Consider the following 19,287-nt stretch of genomic DNA (forward strand, 5'->3'; position numbering starts at 1 on the left):
AGCTAGCCATGAAACGTGTTTTGATGTTTGACGCAATTCCAATGCAAGGCGGCTCTAAAATTGCCAACGCTGAATTGATTAAACAGTGCGACCAACGTGACGTCATTAGCTATATCGCAACAACGCACCCAGAGCATTGGAGCGCTATCTTTCGTTCCAACCCTCGCGTTCAGGTGCTTAAGATCAAACGTTCCCCCATCACGTCACATCATGGTATCGCCTATTGGTTGATGAACAGTTTCTACTTAATTCAGCTCTTATTGGTCACGCTGAAGCTACCCAAGCTTGATTGGTTTATGGGCCTATCTTCGCCAAACAACGACATGCCTTTGTACCTGCTTCGTTTATTTTCTCGCAAACCTATCGTTCAAATGGTCCACGGACCAGTCGGCATTTCACGTGCATCAGGCTATTGTTTGGTGAAAGCCCATGCGATTCATTACCTAGCCAATACCCGCGATTCAATGATTAATGCGCTTGTGGCTTACCTAAAAATGCCGAAACCTGCCGTAGAGCGCTACTGGACAACCTTAAATGCAAGCTCCTTCGTGAATGGGCTTTCTTCTCAGCGTACACCGAAGCAAGCAAATCCAATTTCCAAGCGTGTTTTTTGGGCGGCAAGTTTGTTGAAATGGAAGAATGTTGATTTACTGCTCGATGCAATGCAGCAAGACGAAACGACCAACCTTAATGCGATCATTTGCTATATCAAACCCAACATAGCAGGAGTGGATTGCTCTGAGCCTGATTTTAGTCAACCGAATGTCGAGTGGCATGAGTCACCAAACAACTTAGATGAGCTTCGTGCACAGTGCGGCGTGTTTGTATCAACCAGCATCAATGAACCGTTTGGTCTATCTATTTTAGAAGCCTTAGCTGCTGGCATGTGCGTCGTGATTCCTCAGGATGACAGTTACTGGGATCGCGTGCTCACACACGGTAAAAACTGCATTAAATATATACCGAATGATGCGGCGTCGCTGCACAACGCGATCGTTCTTTTGAATGAATCGCCATGGTTGAAAGTCACCATGGGACTAGAAGCCTTGAATGTTGCGAGCCTATATACCGCTGAACGTTGCTATTTCTCGATCACTCAACAGCTTTGCAAAGACCCTTCCGGTAGAGATCCACAAAGTACAAAGAAGCGTGACAAAGCTAAAGGGTACGACCATGCCTAAAGCCATGACGAACATGTCACTCTTTGCCATTGCGTTGGTGATCAACAAAAGTATTAGCCTCATTATGCTGCCTGTACTTCCTCAGTTTTTGACACCTGAGCAAATGGGCAAGCTGGAGTTGCTTACTTCTTTCGGCGTGGTTACCGCCCTACTTGCGAGCATGGCAATGCATGAAGCGTTGTATCGTTTCGCCGGAGTGGAAAAAGACAAAGAAAAACAAGTGGCCATGCTTAACCACCTTTATTCATTGTCCATCACGATTGCTGCAGTGATTGGTTTGATATTGCTGTTTATCATCTTAGTCGCGCCGATCCCTAGCCCATTTTCTCAGTTCGAGTTCATTGTGCTGATGCTTACAATTATTCTGGAAGGCGCCATTGGTATCGGTACTGCTTGGCTGCGCATGCAAGATGACAAAGCGAAAACATTATTGTATGTGATGGTAACAACCACTGTTCTTCAAGTGGTGTTCATTGTTACCGCTTTGATGATTTATCCTCACGTCATTTCTGTCTTGCTCGGTGGCTTATTGGCGGCCGTGATTCAATTCATCTGGTTACACATCGTCAATAAGTACAAAGTCGTTATGCCGGACCTGACGTTGGCGAAACAACACCTGCATTACTGCATTCCGGTCATGATGTCGGCGCTAGTCGCTTTCTGCATGAACGGTGCTGAGCGTTGGTTTATTGGTGCTAATGCATCACTGGCTACACTTGGTGTTTATGCGATCGCCGTGAAGTTTGCGATTGGCATGTGTATTTTGGTCCAACCTTTTGGCATGTGGTGGATGCCGCGACGCTTCGCTTACTTAGAGCGGAGCCGAGGTTTGGAAGCGGTAAGAATTTCCCATTTCGGTATGATTTACATTGCAGCACTGAGTGTGCTTGTCGCGACACTTGCCTTTATTGTGATCAATCATTTTTTGCCTGATACGTATCAGCAAGCTGCACTTTACACCCTATTCCTCTTGCCGATAGCAATGCTTAAAGAATGGAGTGAACTACTGAATATCGCCATTCTTTATAAACGCAGAACGCGTTGGTTATTAGGCATCAATGTTACCGCCGCTGGTATTGCTATAACGCTACTCTTTGTGCTCTCTTCCCTAGGTATTTATGGCGTATTTATTGCGCTTTACTACGCTCAATTGGCCAAGCTGGTCATGACGTTCGTCATTGGGCAGCAATGCATACACTTACCATTCCAACTCAGTTTGATGGTCGCGTTACAGATCATCTCTGGTTTGGCACTGTTCCTGCTTCACTCTACTCAATCCATCGGAGGCGCAATCGCCATTTGCATTTTGACGTGCGTACTGTTTGCAGGCATCGCCTTCAGATTCATCCGCAGGGGTACACGCAACAACATTGTAAATAAACTAAGGGCTGAAGCAAAAAGAGTGACCTTATGAATACCAAGGATGTAAGACCCACACAAATCGCCGCTGCAACCACCATCACTGTGGTTATTGCAGCGGCATGGTTAGTGATGCCCCATCCAATATTCATCGTCGCCATCTGCTTTGCTCCGCTAGCTATCTTGTTTGTTCTCAACCAAACCTTTTGGCTGGTCACCTTGTTCGTGATCTTTTCCTTCTTTCGAATTCACGAAGCCTTCCCCGTTATCTACAACTTCAAAATCCCTTTGCTACTGTCATTGGGGGCGCTGGGAGCGCTCTCTTTTCACCTATTGATCAGTCGCCAGCTTACCGTGTTCTGGCATCCTTCATTAAAATGGCTATTTATCTTTTGGGCTCTCGTCATTATCGGCATTGTGTTCGCCTCAGCCCGGGATATCGCAATCACCGTATTCAAGAATACCTATTGGAAGATAATAGTGATGACCTTGGCGATTACTTGGCTTATCACAACCCCTAAACAACTGGCACAAATGTCCAAAGCCATCATGGTTGCAGGCTTATTAGTGGGGCTGGTCGCGCTACATAATGCGAGTAATGGCATCGATCTGGTCGAGGGCACCCGCGTGTCGATTGGTCGTTCATTCGGTTCTATGCTTGGCGATCCAAATGACTTAGCTTTAGTGTTAATGTTTCCTCTCGCCTTTACGGTTAGCCAGCTAGTAGAGAAACGCTCATCAATCTGGATAAGAGGGTTTGCGTTACTGACTTGTCTTGTTCTATTTCTGTCGATTCTCGAAACACAGAGTCGAGGGGGCCTGCTAGGTGCCCTTTCTGTTTTTGGTTACTTTGCTTCCAAGCATATTAGGTGCAAAACATTAGTGCTTATTCTCGCGGTAGTGGCGGCAATATCACTGTATGTAGTCGCTGGTATTAATGGTCGTGCATCTGGTGGTGCAGCAGAAGCTGGTATTGATGCCTCTGCAATGGGGCGTTTGTACGCATGGGAAGCGGCGTTCAAAATGGCACTCGACAACCCATTAACCGGCGTAGGTTTAGATAATTTCTACTATAACTACTTCTTCTATAGCTCCCATTGGGACGGCATTAACCACGCAGTCCATAGCACTTGGTTTGGTGTACTGGCGGAAACGGGGTTTGTTGGTCTAATTGTTTTCATTGCTTTGATCGTGTCTTTAGTTAAAACATCTTTGCGCTCTATCTCGCTTCTAACTAAACAGTCAGACATTACTCTTTCAGTTGGCGCAAATGCCGTATTAAGCGGCCTTATCGGTACCATCGTATCCGGCACTTTCCTCACTCAAGGCTTTGTTTGGCCAATTTACATCCTTGCAGCGCTCACCATAGTGATAAATCGCATCGTTCAAACTGACTGTCAAAATGAGAAAGCGGAATATTCTCAAATTCAAAAATAACATAACCGATTGGTTTTTATAGATTTAAACCATTGGCATACATCGTGATACGTCTTGGGTAACAACAACGACATAATTGGCTCAAGGAGAGAACGATGACAGATATCGTAGTATTTGGAGAAGATTTCGGTGGCTTACCCTCTTCCACTCAACATCTGATAAAGCACCTAGCAAAGAACCATCGTATTCTTTGGGTTAATTCTATTGGCCTACGACAACCTACGCTGACCACAAAAGACGCCAAACGTTTAGTTGCTAAACTGACTGGCTCAGTAAAGCAAAAAGACGACAAAGCACAAACCTCGTTTAGTCACCACAATGAATCAGATATTCATACCATAACCTTGCTTACCATCCCCGCTCCACGTTCTGCATGGGCACGTAAAGTTGCAACTCAAATGATGAAATACCAACTAAGCAAAAAACTCCATGAGCTTGGCTTTCAACACACCGTTTTCTGGACGTCACTTCCGACTGCCGTAGATATTTGCAAAGAAATGAGTGCGAAAGGCATTGTCTACTACTGCGGTGATGATTTTGGTGCATTGGCAGGAGTAGACCATCAGACTGTATTGGAGCATGAAACAGAGCTCATTGATTGTGCAGACCTTATTCTAGCGGCCAGTGAAAAGTTGGCGGCTAACTTTCCTTACGAAAAAACCGTCACCATACCTCATGGTGTCGATTTCAGCCTATTCTCAGAATCGGTAGACAAAGCAGAAGACATGCCCAATAACGGCCGAAAAGTGCTTGGCTTTTACGGCAGCTTGTCGGAGTGGTTAGATTATCAATTGATTGAGCAAGTGGCGGAACAAGCGCAAGATTGGGATTTGGTATTCATTGGCCCTAATGAGCTTCCTCACAACCTTTTACCACAACGAAGCAATGTTCATTACCTAGGGGCGAGAGCACATCAGGACTTACCACGTTATTCTCAGCATTGGGATGCAAGCTGGTTACCTTTTGTAGATAACGCCCAAATTCAAGCTTGTAACCCACTCAAACTACTGGAATACCTTGCGACTTGTACTCCTGTGATCAGCACACCTTTCCCTGCCCTTAAGCCATACCAACACATGCTGCATGTCGTGACGGATGTTGAGGATGTGTGTGCGAGCTTGAATCACCTTCTTCCACCACCTGAAGGATCGCTCTCGCTCATTCAACAACAAAGCTGGGAATCAAGAGCGCACCAAATTGAGCTATTAGTGAGGGCGTTATGAGCAATTTAAGGGACAACCTCACTCTTTTACTGCACGGGGCATGGCGACGCCGTTACCTGATCGTCATCCCTATGATAGTGCTGCCTATTTTGGGCTTTCTTGTCAGTAAAGCAGTGCCGACTAAGTATGTAGCTCACACCAGCATGCTGATCCAAGAAACGGCCAAAATGAACCCATTCCTTGAAGACCTTGCAGTTTCAACCATGTTGAAAGACCGCTTGAGTGCTTTGAGTACCTTACTCAAAAGCCGCCATGTGCTGTATTCCGTTGCCAAAGAGCAAGGCTTGATCAACGATACTATGGACGCGAACGAACAAGAGTTCATCATAAAAGACCTTGCCAATCGCTTAACGGTTCAACAACTCGGTAAGGACTTCATTCAAATCCAACTCACGAGCAGTCAACCAGAAGGGATGGAAGAAGTGTTGGGCTCTGTCAGCAATCACTTTGTCGAACAGCTCTTAGCGCCAGAACGCTCATCAATAAAGGATTCTAGCCACTTCTTGACCATTCACATTGACAAGCGCCGTGAAGAGTTGGACAAAGCGGAACAAGCTTTTGCTGAATACAAAAACGCTTATTCTCATGCAACACCAGCGATGCAAGCACAGAGCTTGACACGTCTCGCCAGCTTAAAACAAACATTGGCAGAGAAAGAAGCCGAGTTAGCGGGTGTCAAACGTAGCCTTGGTAGCTTAGACCAGCAACTTTCAAAGACCAATCCAGTGATTGGTAAGATTGAAGAGCAAATTATCGAGATTCGAAGTGAACTCACTCTATTGCGTGCACGATACACAGAAGCACACAGTTCAGTGCAAGGTAAGCTACGTGAGTTGAATCGTCTGGAACAAGAGCGCTCGGTGCTGCTCAACTCAAAACAGCCGGAAATGAACAGTGACCAACTTTGGGATATTGCAAGTACAGCAACCATAAGCACGATTGGTGATGCTCAACCGCTGCTTGTATCTCAACTCCACCAACTGCAAATCATGCGCGGCCGTTACGAGTCTTTGGAAGAAGAGACGGTTAGCCTAAGAAACATGATCAAAGAGCTGGAAAGCGACGCCAACCGATTTGGTAGCACAGCAACAGAAATCAATCGACTTGCTCGTGATGTAGCTGTAAAGCGTGAACTTTATGATGAACTGGTTGAACGTTATGAGATGGCGCAATTGACAGGATCTTTAGGTGTTTTTGAAGAAAACAAACGCGTGAAAGTCATCGATGAGCCTTACACGCCAACCTTGCCAGTTAACTTACCTGCTATTATCTTTGTTCTTCTTGGATTAATTGGGGGGGCAGGTTTAGGCATTGGCCTTGCCACCATTGCAGAACTGGCAGATAACTCTATTCGCTCTCGCAAAGCATTAGAGAAACACCTTGGCGTTCCCGTCATCACCACCATCCCTAAAATCGTATTCTGACCTTGTCGTTTTTGACTAATCCTAAGACACTCTCTTCAGAGTGTTTTTTTATTGAGTCATTTCACCTCAAACTCACTTCCATCAATTTTGAATCTCAAATTGGGAATATCGATTTCTCAATTTGAACCTCTAAAAAAACTCAACATAAACCATTGTTTAGTGGAGACTTAAATTCTGGCATGCCCCCTGCAACGTTTAAGCGATAGCGATACGTCGAGGGCTCAGGAATGGAACACTCAGGCACACAAGAATCACCAGTACACGGCAACGTGATTGTTCACGTCGTTCAACACCTAGCTCCCGGAGGTTTAGAAACGTTGGTTTTGGAGATGCTTCGCTTTGCGAAACCCGAAGATTCGGTTTTTGTTATTAGCTTAGAGGGAAGTAAAACAACAGCACTAAACCATTGGGAGAAACTAGAGAGCTTCGAAGCCCAACTCCACTTTTTGAACAAGCCTGCTGGTTTCAATCTCACTACGATTCGAACTTTGAGCGCCAAGTTGAAGGCATTAAATGCGAATGTCGTCCACACGCATCACATTGGCCCACTTTTATACGGAGGCATCGCCGCACGGCTTAATGGTGTGAAAACCTTAATCCATACGGAACACGATGCCTGGCACTTAAACAATAAAAAAGCAGCACGATTACAGTCGATTCTGTTGAATGCGCTTAAGCCGCAAGTGGCAGCCGATGCCGACTTTGTTGCAAAACAAATCATCAATAAATTAGGCTATCGCAATGTAAACACCATCCACAATGGCATAGATTGCAACAAATTTACTGATGGCGATAGAAGTGCCGCTCGAGCATTTTTCTCTCTACCCAAAGACAAAGTTATCATCGGCACGGCTGGGCGCTTAGAAGCGGTAAAAGGCCAAGAAATACTAATCAAAGCTTTTTCCCATCTCCCCAAAAATACCCACCTTGCAATTGCAGGTTGCGGAAGCCAAAAGTCGTTGCTTGAAGCCCAAGCACAGTACTTGGGCATCCGAGACAGGGTAACTTTTCTTGGCTTGGTTGACGATATGCCGCGTTTTTACCAGAGTCTTAACCTCTTTTGCTTGCCGTCACTTCAAGAGGGCTTTCCTCTCTCTACATTAGAAGCGCAGGCGTGTGGCGTGCCTTGTATAGCCAGTGATGTTGGTGCGGTTAGAGAAACCCTTTCTCCTCACACAGGAACACTCGTAGAACCAAACCAAGTGCCAATGTTGACCGACGCCCTATCGCAACAACTCGCGTCACCACCTCGCTCTCCTAGAGAACACATTCTTAAGCACTTTGACATTAGAACTATGGTTAATCGCTATGCGACTCTGGCTCAAGGAGAGAACTTATGATCGATCTACTTTGGACAATCGGCTTCGTTTTGTCTGCGCTACTGATCATCTATCATCACGTCGGTTACCCGTTGGTTTTGAATTGGTTATCCGCTCGTCGCAAACAACGCCAAACGTCAAAAAACATGGGGAAAGAACGTTGTTATAGAGCTTCAAAAGCCGATTGCACGCTTCCAACGATGACGGTGATCGTCCCAGCGTACAATGAAGAACAATGGATTGCAGAAAAGATTCGTAACCTCGCGAGCTTAGACTACCCCAGAGATAAGCTGACCATCATCGTCGCCTGTGATGGTTGTACCGATAACACCGCAGAGATCGCACAAGGCACCATCCAAGAAGCGATTTGCGCAGATACCTTGTTCATCGTGCACGACCATAAAAATAACCGTGGTAAAGTAAGCTTGATCAACACAGAGATGGAAAATGTTACCTCTGAGATCACTGCCCTAAGTGATGTATCTGCCCTTGTGTCTTGCGATTCGCTCTTGCTTGCCAGCCAGCACTATCAAAACGAGAACGTTGGTGTGGTCAATGCCACTTACCAAATTATGTCTACCCAAAATCAAGGTGAAGCGGCCTACTGGCGTTATCAATCCAAAGTGAAATTCAAAGAGTCATTAATCGGCTCGACCATTGGTTCTCACGGCGCGTTTTACACATTTAGAACTAACCTATTCACACCTTTAGAGCCAGAGATCATCAACGATGACTTTATCTTACCAATGCGTATCGTGCTTCAAGGCTATGCCTCTGTCTATGAACCGAAGATGCTCGCGATTGAGTTAGAGGAGAGCTCCGATGATTCTGACTTCAAACGTCGCCTACGTATCTCCGCAGGCAATATGCAGCAGTTCTTGAAGCTGAAAAGGTTGCTGCTACCTCGTTACCGTGGCACCGCATTTGCATTTTTGTCAGGAAAGGTTCTGCGCCTCGCGACCCCCTACTTAATGATCATGTGCCTGACGAGTTCTATTTTGCTCATTGAGCATCCCGCTTTTCAACTTCTATTGGCCGGACAGTTGGCCGTCTACTTAGTGGCGTTTATCACTTACTTAATACCAGCATTCAATTTGTTTAAGCCGTTCAAGTTGATCAACTACATGGTGGTTGGACACATAGCAAACTTTGCAGGCGGACTACGTTACCTACTTGGTATGGAAAATGGTCGCTGGAAGCGCGTTAATCAATAAGGAAAACACAATGAAAATTTCACGCTACGACTCAAATATTCATTTAGCAAAACGCGCTTTCGACGTCGTTATCTCGCTACTCATCTTGCTGGCGACGATGCCAATTATGCCGATGATCGCACTAGTCATTGTGGTCAATTCGAAAGGCCCAGTCATTTATCGTCAACTTCGTGTTGGTCGCTGTACACCAGAGAAGATGGACTTATTTGAAATTATGAAGTTTCGCACCATGTACATCGATGCAGAACAGCGCTCAGGGGCGGTGTGGGCTAGCGAAAATGACCCTCGAATAACTCCCGTTGGCCGATTCCTACGCAAGACGCGTCTGGATGAACTACCGCAACTGTTCAATGTTCTTAAAGGGGAAATGTCTTTGATTGGTCCTCGTCCAGAGCGCCCTGCTTTCTATCAAAAACTAGAAGATGAAATTCCTTATTTTGTTGAACGTACCTACGGCGTATTACCAGGTATCACTGGCCTAGCGCAAGTCAACCAAGGTTATGACTCTTGTATTGAGGACGTTCGCCGCAAAGTGGGCTTCGACCACAGCTATGCATTGAGTCTAAGTTCTTTTAATTCTTGGATTTCGATGGATATTTCGATCATGAGCAAAACGCTCGTCGTCATGATCGATGGTCGAGGTCAGTAAGGTTAGCGAGATAGAATGGAAGCCAAAAGGGAAAATATAGATGAAACGTTACTCTTGCCACTGCCGACGCATGTTTTCAATCGTCGCCAGTGGCACATCATGAATACTTTGATATTCTTCGCGACACACCTTTATTTCCACTTCAATGCCCTTTTTTTCGCAATACTGTAGATAACGCTTCATCTCCCAGTGACGTACAAACGTGTTACTAACAATCACTGTGTTTCCCTTACTTAACCACTTGCGCGTTTGTTGAAAACACCATTCATGGGCATCAGTCAGCTTTGTACCATCAAAAACGTATTCACCACTTTCATTCTCAAAGTACATGTCAGCTTCCAAATGTTTTGCTATGAGCTGCTTGGACAACTTCTTGGCAAGCGTCGTCTTACCAGAGCCCGGTAAGCCACGAATTAGGATAAGTTTTGCGTTGGGCATAATGGTGTGATTTTAGTGGAAAACCAGCAAACTGTACGCGATTTTTATAGAAAAGAAAGCCAAAGCAAACAGAAGCTTCATCTACTCTCTCGATCTTGCTCTCAGTTACGTAAATAATTACCCCGCAGCGTTAATTTTTGTTCCCTCCTGCCGCATTTAAAACTAGAATGCGCGCGCATTTATTGAGCCTCAAAAAATCACTTAAAGTGAATGATTTACAATACAACACTCAATAGGCCTGAGCTTTTAAATAAAGTTACTCTCAACCAATTCGCCATTCTTAATCTGATGGCATTTTATAAGGGTTTAGTCCTTGAAAAGAACTCTTCTTTCAATCCTTGTCGCATCGCTGCTTTTTGGCTGCGGTGGCGATGAAAACAATCACTCAACAAGCACTACGCCACCAACGGTAGAACCTGATTTACCGCCAGATCAGCCGGATATTGGCGTAACTACCTATCAAGGTAAGTTGTTCATCAATGGCAAACAACTGACTGGCGATATTCAGTGCGATGGACAAAACATCAGTGAATCTGGCTACTTTACCTATGCGGCTTCAGAGGGTAATTTCAGTTGTGAATTTGGCGCTGTCTCTTTAGGTGAATTCAGCTATCAGATCCCAGTGCAAACCCGCACGGGCTCACAGCCTGCTGAGTTAACTCAAAACTACGATCTTAAAGATGTGCTCGGTACGCATGCCAACAATGCCGCTAAGCTATTGCATAAAATCGATACGTGTCCTTCGCAAGACACGCAAGTTTGCTTGGATGAAATAAACAGTTACGACATCCAAGACCTATACGAAAGCGACGATCAAGCTGCGATTGATGCGTTTCTCAACCCTAGCGTAGTGAATGAAGGCGAGCAACCTAGCGCTCACGTAGATCCAGAACTTCAACCAGAAGTCACCCCAGGTACAAGCAACAACCTAACAGGGTCGTTTGTGTCTGCCAATGCAGAAGCCGCCTACGAATACAAACCAAGTGCCGCCAACAAACCACTTACCAAGAGCCGATTAACCGACTCGCAAGGCAACGCACTTGCTGGTGTCGAGTTCTTCAGCCAATCCGCACGTGGAATCACGGATGCCAACGGTGAGTTCGAATACCTATGGGGTGAAAACCTGATCTTTGGTATTGATACCTTTACTCTAGGTCAAGTGAAAGGCAATAAGGTCAATTACCAACTTACGGATTTAAGCGACAACCCATTGGTGAAGCAGAACCTTGATGCGTTCGTTCATCGCTATGGCGTGTCGTCTGGCAATAACATCGAAATCAGCGACAACGTTCGACAGGTGTTCGCACAGTACCCGAACGTGATTAATGAACTGATCAACCTGAGCCTACCAAACGGTGCAAAAATTGAAGGCACGAACTTCACCACACCAAATGAGTTCGAAGCACAATTCAGTCAAGGTTTAACACAAATCATTGATGGGCAACTAAAACAAACGCCTCAATGGTCGGGCTTTGCTGCACCGATGCTACGTACAGTTCGTGCTTCTGGTAGCAATTATGTCACACAGTCTCTGCACCAGATTTATGCTGGCGTGGATAGCGTCCACATCTTCCATGATAACCATGGTTGGGGCGGCTCTGGCTACACACGTGCGATGCGTAACTTCAACCTGACGAATGAAGCCTTCCCTGTTCTTATGCCACGTAACGACAACAGTTACTGGCTTGGATTTGGTGAAGAAGCAGCGTGGACACGTGGATCCGGCAAAGATCAAAAAGCATACATAGTGGATGCTAAAACCATTGATGAGAACTCAACGGTCGTAATGCAGCGCCCAGAAGTGATTTCCAAACAAACCGCGACCTTTAATCTACCAACCATGACGGCAGGTATGATTGGCTCGGGTAAAGTCGTTTTCTTGGGCAACGCAATGTACACCTCGATCTTCTCTTGTCCAGAAAACTACTGGGCAGGTACAGATTTAGGTATCGATAGCGAAGTACAACAATGTCGTTACAGCACGCCTCACAACCAAGAAGCCCAAGATGCGGATACCCGTACTGACAACGGCAGCATGCAGGTCATGCTCGGCAACTTGATTGATTGGTTAGTTCCTAATGCGACGCAAACCTCTGTCGCGATAGCGACTAACATCAATAAAGGTCATGCATTCCGCTGGGATCGTAAAGAAGGTCAAATCTACGATTTCTTTGTTAACCCAAGCTATAAATTGGGTGAAATGGACGTATTAAGCAGCGGCCAGTTTGCTTCATTAGAAGCGGCTTCTACACCACTGCTCCTGCTTCAATCGTACGAAATCAAAACCGACGGTTATGATACGAAATCTGTCGTCTCTGACATCAACCAACCTAAGCTAGATGCTGATGACGTTACTGCTCTGATCGAATACGTAAACAACGGCGGCAACATCATCTTCTTTGACGCGTTAGAAGAGAGTAACCCAGAACCGATTGCTCGTTTAGCTGATGCCGCTGGGGTTTCTGTTGGTGGTGCGAACGTTGCGAAGACATTCCAATCTCTGTGTACTGATAGCTATTGGTGCCACAGCACATCTGGCCCGAACGTACCTAACCTGCATACTGTCGCAGAGTACGATCTCGTGGTTTATGAGCGATATGCAGACACGACTAAGATTGAGATTAACGACAACGGTACGGTGACATGGCCGGGCAATATCGACATGCCAACGCTAGAAATTCCGTTGTACAAAGTCTCAATTGATGGACAAGAGCATCAACGTTATGCCTTCCACATGGTGAAGTCGGAACAAGAGAAGCAAGCAGCCGTCGCAGAGCTTCAACGCGAGTTTCCTGGCGTGCCGGTTTGTAAAGATGATTACCAATACGAAGTAAACTGTATTGAAGTGCGCGAAGGTCATGGCATCCCAAGCCGCGGTAACCACCATCGCCCAGACTTTACTCGTTACGAAATGAGCCCAGAAGTCGTCGATAGCATGGTAAAAGCAGCGAACTTAGGTGCAAATATTGATCGCCTGCTTTCGCACGAGCTTTACTACCGCAGCAAAGGGGAAATTGGAGAGCGCTTATCACAAGCCGAGCTGACATCAACCTACGATAACCTATCGGTTTGGCTGTGGAATGATGAACAGTACGAATTCAATCCAAACGTTCAAGATGAACTTGGTTTTGAACGCGCCGTCGAAATGCTGAACTGTTACACCGACAATGCACACCAAGGTGGCAATGTTTGTGTTCAAGAGACGCAAGAGCAGCTTGCTAAATGGTCAATGATTACCGAATCAGGGGAGCTGAATCCGTCTTACCCTCTGAACTGGATGGAAAAACCGCTGACACGCATGATGCTGGGTCGCTCTTATTGGGATTTGGATATCAGTGTCGACACGACGAGCTACCCAGGTCGACCAAGCCAATCAGGCAGTGCAGCGAGTGTTGCGATTCATACTGACAACAAAACCGTGATAGGTACGGCAGGCAGCCTGCAGTCGACAGGTTTGTGGGCGCCACAACTTGAAGAAGTCACCATTTCAGGGGGCGTGAAAGCATCTATCAACGTTGCTTTGGTTGATGATCTAACGGGCCGTGCAAACCACGAGCTGAGTTTGAAACGCCCACCACGCGTGCAAAAGACCTTCCAATATGACGGTTCCTCTTTGAGCTTCAAAGTACCTTACGGTGGTTTGATTTACATTCAACCGTTAGAAGTGGATTCTCGTGACGTTGTGACGTTTAACTTCACTGGCGTGCTTCGTGCATCTTGGTGGAAAAACGGATCTTGGCTAAACCCAATCAACACAGACGTACCACTGGCAGAAATCGACTCAGGTCATTTCATCTACACCACGCCAACGAATAACTTGCTGGATACAGACGTGCCTAAGTTTGTCGATGAACTGAATGCGTTCGCGAATCATGCCAGTGATTTTTACGGACGTGACCAGGTTATTGACCAAGGTCAACATCGTCGATTTACTTATGATGCCCTACTCGCTAACCGTCACCGCTTTGTGAATGACGTGCAAATCTCGATTGGTGCGGCGCACTCAGGCTACCCAGTACAAAGCAACGGCTACTGGCCAACATGGACAGTGATACCAACGAACCCAATCAATGACTGGTTGTTATGGCATGAAGTTGGCCACAACCTGGCTTCAGCGCCGTTTATGATGGCAGGTTCGACTGAGGTTACTAACAACATTCTTGCCCTTTACATGCAAGAGCAGCGTGAAGAGAAACCGTATATGGACCGCATCGCAAGCGACCTATCTAAATCGCAGCTATGGCTTGATCGTTTTGAAGGTCATGCTTGGAGTGAAGCGGATGTTGGCATGCGTTTAGCCATGTTCGGTCAGTTAAAACTGTGGGCAGAAGATCATTTCAACATTGATGACTGGTATTCGAACCAAGCAGAGAAACCAAGCATCTTTGGCAAAGATCAGGGCTGGAACTTCTTCAAACTCGCACACCGTAAAGCGCGAGGTGACAGCATTGGCGACCAAGGCATTAACTACTGTTCAACGCAAAGCAGCCAGTTAAGCCAAGGGGATCTCATGATGGCATGTACCTCATATCTGACCGGATACGATCTAACAGATTACTTCCGTATGTGGAACCCATCAGAAACCAAAGCCAACCTGCCAAATGGCACTGTTGATTACTCCGGTGGTTTAACGCCTGCCGGTTTCAACGCGGTTGCAGCAATGGGCTTACCTAAGCCAGAGAAATCTCCATTTGAGTATTTGTCTGTTAAGTAACCCGTAAGACGATAAAAGCCGACAGAATTCGATTCTGTCGGCTTTTTTGTGTCACTCTGTTTGCTTTGGCGAAATGCCGAAGAGGCAAACTACAAGGCCATCAACTCTCGCTGAGTTTGCTTATCCAGTTTTTCTATCGCATATCGAAACGCCGTTCTCGGCATTCTGCTGTGGCTGCATTTCAAATAATCTATCACACGTTCCGGTTCTTTTTGTGCCAATACTTTGAGCATCCAGCCATAGCCCTTTTGCACTAAGTAATGGTCATCTTCTAACAATAAGTCCACTATTTGAAAAGGCTCAGTGCCTCCATACAGACCTTTATTTATCGGATAAATAAGTACAACTGCTGCGGCACGCCTGACGGCAAAGTTGTCACTCTTACACCAACTGAGTGTTCGCTGCAACAACGGGTTATCTTGAGCAATGAGAGCACCAAAAGCGTGGGTGCAGAAATCATCACAATCATTCCAGTCGGTAATGTACTGATAAAGCCAAGACTCAAACCGAGCATACGTCACCTCATCATAATGCTTTCTCATTCTGTAGGCCCAATCAAACGCAATCACACTCAAAGCCCAATCGCGCTCAGCTAATAATCTCTCACATTGTTCGAAAACTAAGTCTGGCTGTTTGCTATCCAATTGACGAAAGCTCTTGGAGGACAAGCTTCTAACCAAACCTGTCCGAACTCGCTCGTTGGGGTATCCAATCTCACTCAACTGTTCAGATAACGTTTCTACAATATTCATTTTTCTTCTTTCTACACTTCGTTGGTGATACGTTTGGCGTGAATCAACCACCAAGGTCGCCCGTCAAACAAACGAGAGCCAACTTGTTCAACTTCCAACATCAAGCCGTCGACAACTTCGCTAGGCAATACTTCCCTTAATTGAACTTCATTACTCACCCATTCTTGATAAATGGTATGCCAAAATTCAGAAACACCCTTTCTCTCAATCGCTTCAACTAATTCAAATCCGTTTCTTTCTAGAGCCGAACGCCATGCAAAGCCCAGCTTTTTCGATTTAGGCGAGCCCTCTAGTAGCTCCCGTGTTGTGAAAATCAGTTGGCCATCCTTATTTAGTAAGCGATGAACATCTGACAGCAATTGGTCTTCGTCTTTTGCAAATGGTAAAGCGTCGATGCTGACAACACAGTCAAACCTATTGTAAAGACGGGATAAATTTTCAAATTCCACCACAGAAAACTCGACGCTTGAGCCCTCTTGTGTATGGTGCTTAGCGTACTCAATTGCGAATTCAGAACGATCTACGCCTAACACGTCGCAATCTAACGCTTGGTTAAGCCAGCGACTAAAGCCACCAGCTCCACAACCTAAATCCAATACAGCCTTAGGTTTTTTGTTAATGAGTTTACCTTGAATTTGCTCGAGTAACTCGACAGTACAACTGCTGTAAGGCTGCAAGTTCGAGGGGTAGATCTCACCTGCCGCTTTTGTCCATAATGAATTAAAGAAATCGTTGTTTAAACGGTATTGATAGCTATCCATAAATTACTTTGCTTCCTGTCTGCGTAACCATTCTTGTGCGGCTTCCCCCATGGTTATGCCCTCTGCTTGGTTCATCCATTGCATGAAGCCGCGATCAAACGCGAATTATTTCCTCACTTAGATTTGAAGAAACGACGTACATTCTGAGTGCTCTTATATGAGGAAGTCACTAACGTGTTGTCTTCTATATGTTCTTTATGCTAATCCACGTTACTCTTCTCTCGTTCCTTGCCTGACCTTAATACGCAACGCCTTGCTCAAAAGAGAGAGTGACATCTTTTATTACCCACATCTACTTGGTGCTACTGAATACTTCATTTTTGCCGATAGGCTCATATTCCAACCATTTATGGGTTGCACGGGGAAAACAAAATGGGGACGAGACTCAAATATTTACCGATCGCATTGTAATCAGAGCTTCGCTAAGGCGGTCTGCAATTAGGGTCTCACACTATTTATAGAAGGAATGAAAATGAAACAAACGCTTCACCCGAAAGTTCAACAGCAGTTAGGAATAGCTTTACTGGCATTACGACTCAGTATCGCTCTGGTGTTTATCATGTGGGCGCTGGATAAAGTGCTAGTGCCCAAACATGCTATGAAAGTATTTTCTGGCTTCTATGGCTTAGATATTTCGAGTGGATTTTCTGTCGCGTTAGGTATTGCCCAGTTGGTGTTCATCGGGATTTTTGTGGCTGGACTTTGGAAGAATCTGACTTATCTTGCAATTCTGGTATTGCACTCAGGCTCGACTTTCTCTTCGTTCGCGAAATACCTAGATCCATTCAACAACCTACTATTCTTCGCGGCATGGCCAATGCTTGCGGCATGTTTCGCTCTCTACCTGTTGCGTGAGCATGACATTTATGTACTGAGAAAACAGCCTCAAGCGGTTTCTATTTAACTCACCTCCAAGAGCAAAGCGCATTAAAAAGGGAGGCTTATCGCCTCCCTCTTCACTCATTGAATATCGGTACTTCTATCATCGAAGCGTGATAAAACGCATATCGCCCTTTGCCTAATTGCTTGGCTCGATACACTGCCATATCAGAACAGTGCAATAAGGTCTCGATGTCTCTTCCTGCATTATCTGTCATGACAACACCAATGGATGCGGTTAAGTTGATATCGAGACCGAGACGGTCGGCGGTGCTCTGTAGCTTTTCAAGAAATCTATCTAGCTTGAGTTCCAGATCCCGCTTGTTTCTAAACTCTTTCGTCAATACCACAAATTCGTCGCCGCCAAATCGACCTACAATGTCACGTTTATGGCCAAAGCTCTCTCTCAATACCGCCACAAATAATGCGAGGACTTTATCACCCGCGAGGTGACCGTAGGTATCGTTGATATATTTGAGGTTATCCATATCAAAGAAAATACAGGCTCTAGGCGTATTGCCAAGGGCTAGTGATTTCTCTGCACCTCGCAAGAAGTATTCGCGTGTTAGCAATCCACTACGTGAACAAAAGACGCCATTGCGACTGGCTTGAATAACTTGCTCGAAATGCTCTTTTAATTCCATAGAAGCGTCATTAAACACGACCTTACTCTCTTCCAAGAATCGGTCAAGCGGCTGCGTTAGACCCACCACTTGCTTACCCATTAAACGTGCGATCACGATGTAGATAGCGATAATCAACAACACGTTTGCACCAAACATCAATGTGCCTTCGCCAAGTAACGCGCTAAATTTCGCTTTGGAAAGCAAAATCCAAGGCGTACCTTCTACCCTACTAAATTCAACGTATGATAAATCCAGAGGATAACTGTAAGTAAAGAAGCCACCTCTCTCGGAGCCCGTTAGTGCTTTTAAATTCTCTTCACGGTCAAACAGTTTTTCATAACCGTAGTTGAACAAGTTGACACCAATGTAATGCTCGTCTCGAGAGTGGCTAATGATGTTAAGATCTTCATCTAATAGCACGCTGTAAATGTCACTCTCTCCCTCTGTATCCAGTGCTTTTTGAATCTCAGAGAAATGAATGGACGCAGATATCGTGCCTTGTAAATCGCCCCCCTCATCAAACATTGGGCGACACAATACATACACCGTTTGCCCGTTAGACACATCGGTGAGGACATTGGTCATGACTGTTTTTTTGGTGCGAATAACCTGATGGAAGTACTTTCGGTGAGCAATAGAGTGGACTTTGTCATTATGAGTACTCACCATGTTTCCTACACCATCACTGAAACCAATGCCCGCAAGGTCAAACGCTTGTTTATAAGGCATTGCTCTCTGTGCACGCTCATGTAAGGAGATATCGGGTTCAGTGAAATGTTGGTCGGTACTCATTGCTCGCAATAAATCACGGTAGCCACCAATGATCGTACCGAGATTAATTTCTGCCGATTTGACGTGATATTTGGAAAGGTTTTGAGCTTCACCGACTTGCTGATACGCCCAGTAAGTAAAGTTAGTGAATAATGCAATGAGGAATATCGGGACTGTATACCGCAGTGTGACCGATTGAAGACTTCTGGATACGTTCATGATTTAGTTATTGTTATTAATAGCCGTACAAAATTTTTCGTTTGCATAATAATGATTTCCCCGCCCTGAGCTTGTGACCTTATGAAGTTCAAATCACAAAAATTTCAAGTACGTTCTGCACATAGTCTCAATCACAAGAAAATCCGGCAATTATACCCATGCCTTGGTATCTAAACAGCCATTTTCAGGCCTTATTCGACAAAATATTTTACTTACTCAACAAAAGGCATTTGTTTATAAATATCATCATGTTAAATAAACCGTAATTATGCATAAAGACTGACTTATACTGATAGATTAGAAAACATATATCCTTAAATC

14 protein-coding genes and 1 pseudogene are annotated in these 19,287 nt (G+C 45.3%); 10 read left to right on the plus strand and 5 right to left on the minus strand.

Translation table 11 applies throughout. The features are described 5' to 3' along the window. Positions 1 to 8: 8 nt before the first annotated feature. The 8 genes from GXP65_RS11215 (at position 9) to GXP65_RS11250 (ending at position 9,806) form a co-directional block, all read left to right on the plus strand. Positions 9 to 1,181 carry a glycosyltransferase family 4 protein gene (locus GXP65_RS11215; protein ID WP_162092808.1) on the plus strand — a complete coding sequence of 391 codons (1,173 nt, stop codon included), beginning with the start codon at positions 9 to 11 and terminating at the stop codon, positions 1,179 to 1,181. Continuing rightward, positions 1,174 to 2,595 (plus strand): lipopolysaccharide biosynthesis protein, encoded by a 1,422-nt coding sequence (locus GXP65_RS11220; RefSeq protein ID WP_162092827.1) that lies wholly within the window; start codon positions 1,174 to 1,176, stop codon positions 2,593 to 2,595. Before GXP65_RS11215 ends, GXP65_RS11220 begins: the two co-directional genes overlap by 8 nt. After that, the gene (locus tag GXP65_RS11225) at positions 2,592 to 3,977 is read left to right on the plus strand and encodes an O-antigen ligase family protein (RefSeq protein ID WP_045373932.1); all 1,386 of its coding nucleotides are present in this window, start codon (positions 2,592 to 2,594) and stop codon (positions 3,975 to 3,977) included. Before GXP65_RS11220 ends, GXP65_RS11225 begins: the two co-directional genes overlap by 4 nt. A 95-nt stretch (positions 3,978 to 4,072) precedes the next feature. Beyond that, entirely contained in the window at positions 4,073 to 5,200 is a 1,128-nt protein-coding gene (locus GXP65_RS11230; RefSeq protein WP_162092809.1) for a glycosyltransferase, read from the plus strand. After that, positions 5,197 to 6,624 (plus strand): GNVR domain-containing protein, encoded by a 1,428-nt coding sequence (locus GXP65_RS11235; protein ID WP_162092810.1) that lies wholly within the window; start codon positions 5,197 to 5,199, stop codon positions 6,622 to 6,624. The genes GXP65_RS11230 and GXP65_RS11235 overlap by 4 nt, the downstream gene beginning before the upstream one ends. 227 nt (positions 6,625 to 6,851) lie before the next feature. Further along, positions 6,852 to 7,964, plus strand: coding sequence for a glycosyltransferase (locus GXP65_RS11240; protein ID WP_162092811.1), 1,113 nt, complete (start codon positions 6,852 to 6,854; stop codon positions 7,962 to 7,964). Continuing rightward, positions 7,961 to 9,157 carry a glycosyltransferase family 2 protein gene (locus GXP65_RS11245; protein WP_162092812.1) on the plus strand — a complete coding sequence of 399 codons (1,197 nt, stop codon included), beginning with the start codon at positions 7,961 to 7,963 and terminating at the stop codon, positions 9,155 to 9,157. The genes GXP65_RS11240 and GXP65_RS11245 overlap by 4 nt, the downstream gene beginning before the upstream one ends. Positions 9,158 to 9,167: 10 nt before the next feature. Then, positions 9,168 to 9,806 carry a sugar transferase gene (locus GXP65_RS11250; RefSeq protein ID WP_045373919.1) on the plus strand — a complete coding sequence of 213 codons (639 nt, stop codon included), beginning with the start codon at positions 9,168 to 9,170 and terminating at the stop codon, positions 9,804 to 9,806. Between the two features lie 48 nt (positions 9,807 to 9,854). On the opposite strand, the gene GXP65_RS11255 is transcribed toward GXP65_RS11250, so the two are convergent. Next, complete coding sequence (locus GXP65_RS11255) at positions 9,855 to 10,244, minus strand: ATP-binding protein (protein ID WP_162092813.1); 390 nt, start codon at positions 10,242 to 10,244, stop codon at positions 9,855 to 9,857. Positions 10,245 to 10,557: 313 nt separating this feature from the next. Between GXP65_RS11255 and GXP65_RS11260 the strand changes: the two genes are divergently transcribed. Next, on the plus strand, positions 10,558 to 14,958 hold the full coding sequence (locus tag GXP65_RS11260) for an SslE/AcfD family lipoprotein zinc metalloprotease (protein ID WP_162092814.1): 4,401 nt from the start codon (positions 10,558 to 10,560) through the stop codon (positions 14,956 to 14,958). A gap of 89 nt (positions 14,959 to 15,047) precedes the next feature. Here GXP65_RS11260 and GXP65_RS11265 read toward each other — a convergent pair whose 3' ends face one another. The 3 genes and pseudogenes from GXP65_RS11265 to GXP65_RS25255 form a co-directional block, all read right to left on the minus strand. Then, positions 15,048 to 15,710 (minus strand): DNA alkylation repair protein, encoded by a 663-nt coding sequence (locus GXP65_RS11265; protein ID WP_162092815.1) that lies wholly within the window; start codon positions 15,708 to 15,710, stop codon positions 15,048 to 15,050. A gap of 11 nt (positions 15,711 to 15,721) precedes the next feature. Beyond that, positions 15,722 to 16,471: a class I SAM-dependent methyltransferase gene (locus tag GXP65_RS11270; RefSeq protein WP_162092816.1), complete on the minus strand. Its 750-nt coding sequence runs from the start codon at positions 16,469 to 16,471 to the stop codon at positions 15,722 to 15,724. 3 nt (positions 16,472 to 16,474) lie between these two features. Continuing rightward, positions 16,475 to 16,659: pseudogene (locus GXP65_RS25255) on the minus strand (DUF6434 domain-containing protein). Between the two features lie 284 nt (positions 16,660 to 16,943). Between GXP65_RS25255 and GXP65_RS11275 the strand changes: the two are divergent. Further along, positions 16,944 to 17,375 carry a hypothetical protein gene (locus GXP65_RS11275; protein ID WP_162092817.1) on the plus strand — a complete coding sequence of 144 codons (432 nt, stop codon included), beginning with the start codon at positions 16,944 to 16,946 and terminating at the stop codon, positions 17,373 to 17,375. 52 nt (positions 17,376 to 17,427) lie between these two features. On the opposite strand, the gene GXP65_RS11280 is transcribed toward GXP65_RS11275, so the two are convergent. Next, the gene (locus GXP65_RS11280; RefSeq protein WP_162092818.1) at positions 17,428 to 18,966 is read right to left on the minus strand and encodes a sensor domain-containing diguanylate cyclase; all 1,539 of its coding nucleotides are present in this window, start codon (positions 18,964 to 18,966) and stop codon (positions 17,428 to 17,430) included. Positions 18,967 to 19,287: the final 321 nt, after the last annotated feature.

It is taken from the genome of Vibrio sp. LB10LO1 (assembly GCF_010092875.1).
Taxonomy (GTDB): domain Bacteria; phylum Pseudomonadota; class Gammaproteobacteria; order Enterobacterales; family Vibrionaceae; genus Vibrio; species Vibrio campbellii.

Coding starts and splice junctions, on each gene's coding strand:
- GXP65_RS11280 (WP_162092818.1), bottom strand. CDS start 18,966: ATGAACGTATCCAGAAGTCTTCAATCGGTCACACTGCGGTATACAGTC.
- GXP65_RS11270 (WP_162092816.1), bottom strand. CDS start 16,471: ATGGATAGCTATCAATACCGTTTAAACAACGATTTCTTTAATTCATTA.
- GXP65_RS11230 (WP_162092809.1), top strand. CDS start 4,073: ATGACAGATATCGTAGTATTTGGAGAAGATTTCGGTGGCTTACCCTCT.
- GXP65_RS11245 (WP_162092812.1), top strand. CDS start 7,961: ATGATCGATCTACTTTGGACAATCGGCTTCGTTTTGTCTGCGCTACTG.
- GXP65_RS11265 (WP_162092815.1), bottom strand. CDS start 15,710: ATGAATATTGTAGAAACGTTATCTGAACAGTTGAGTGAGATTGGATAC.
- GXP65_RS11250 (WP_045373919.1), top strand. CDS start 9,168: ATGAAAATTTCACGCTACGACTCAAATATTCATTTAGCAAAACGCGCT.
- GXP65_RS11220 (WP_162092827.1), top strand. CDS start 1,174: ATGCCTAAAGCCATGACGAACATGTCACTCTTTGCCATTGCGTTGGTG.
- GXP65_RS11225 (WP_045373932.1), top strand. CDS start 2,592: ATGAATACCAAGGATGTAAGACCCACACAAATCGCCGCTGCAACCACC.
- GXP65_RS11215 (WP_162092808.1), top strand. CDS start 9: ATGAAACGTGTTTTGATGTTTGACGCAATTCCAATGCAAGGCGGCTCT.
- GXP65_RS11240 (WP_162092811.1), top strand. CDS start 6,852: ATGGAACACTCAGGCACACAAGAATCACCAGTACACGGCAACGTGATT.
- GXP65_RS11275 (WP_162092817.1), top strand. CDS start 16,944: ATGAAACAAACGCTTCACCCGAAAGTTCAACAGCAGTTAGGAATAGCT.
- GXP65_RS11255 (WP_162092813.1), bottom strand. CDS start 10,244: ATGCCCAACGCAAAACTTATCCTAATTCGTGGCTTACCGGGCTCTGGT.
- GXP65_RS11235 (WP_162092810.1), top strand. CDS start 5,197: ATGAGCAATTTAAGGGACAACCTCACTCTTTTACTGCACGGGGCATGG.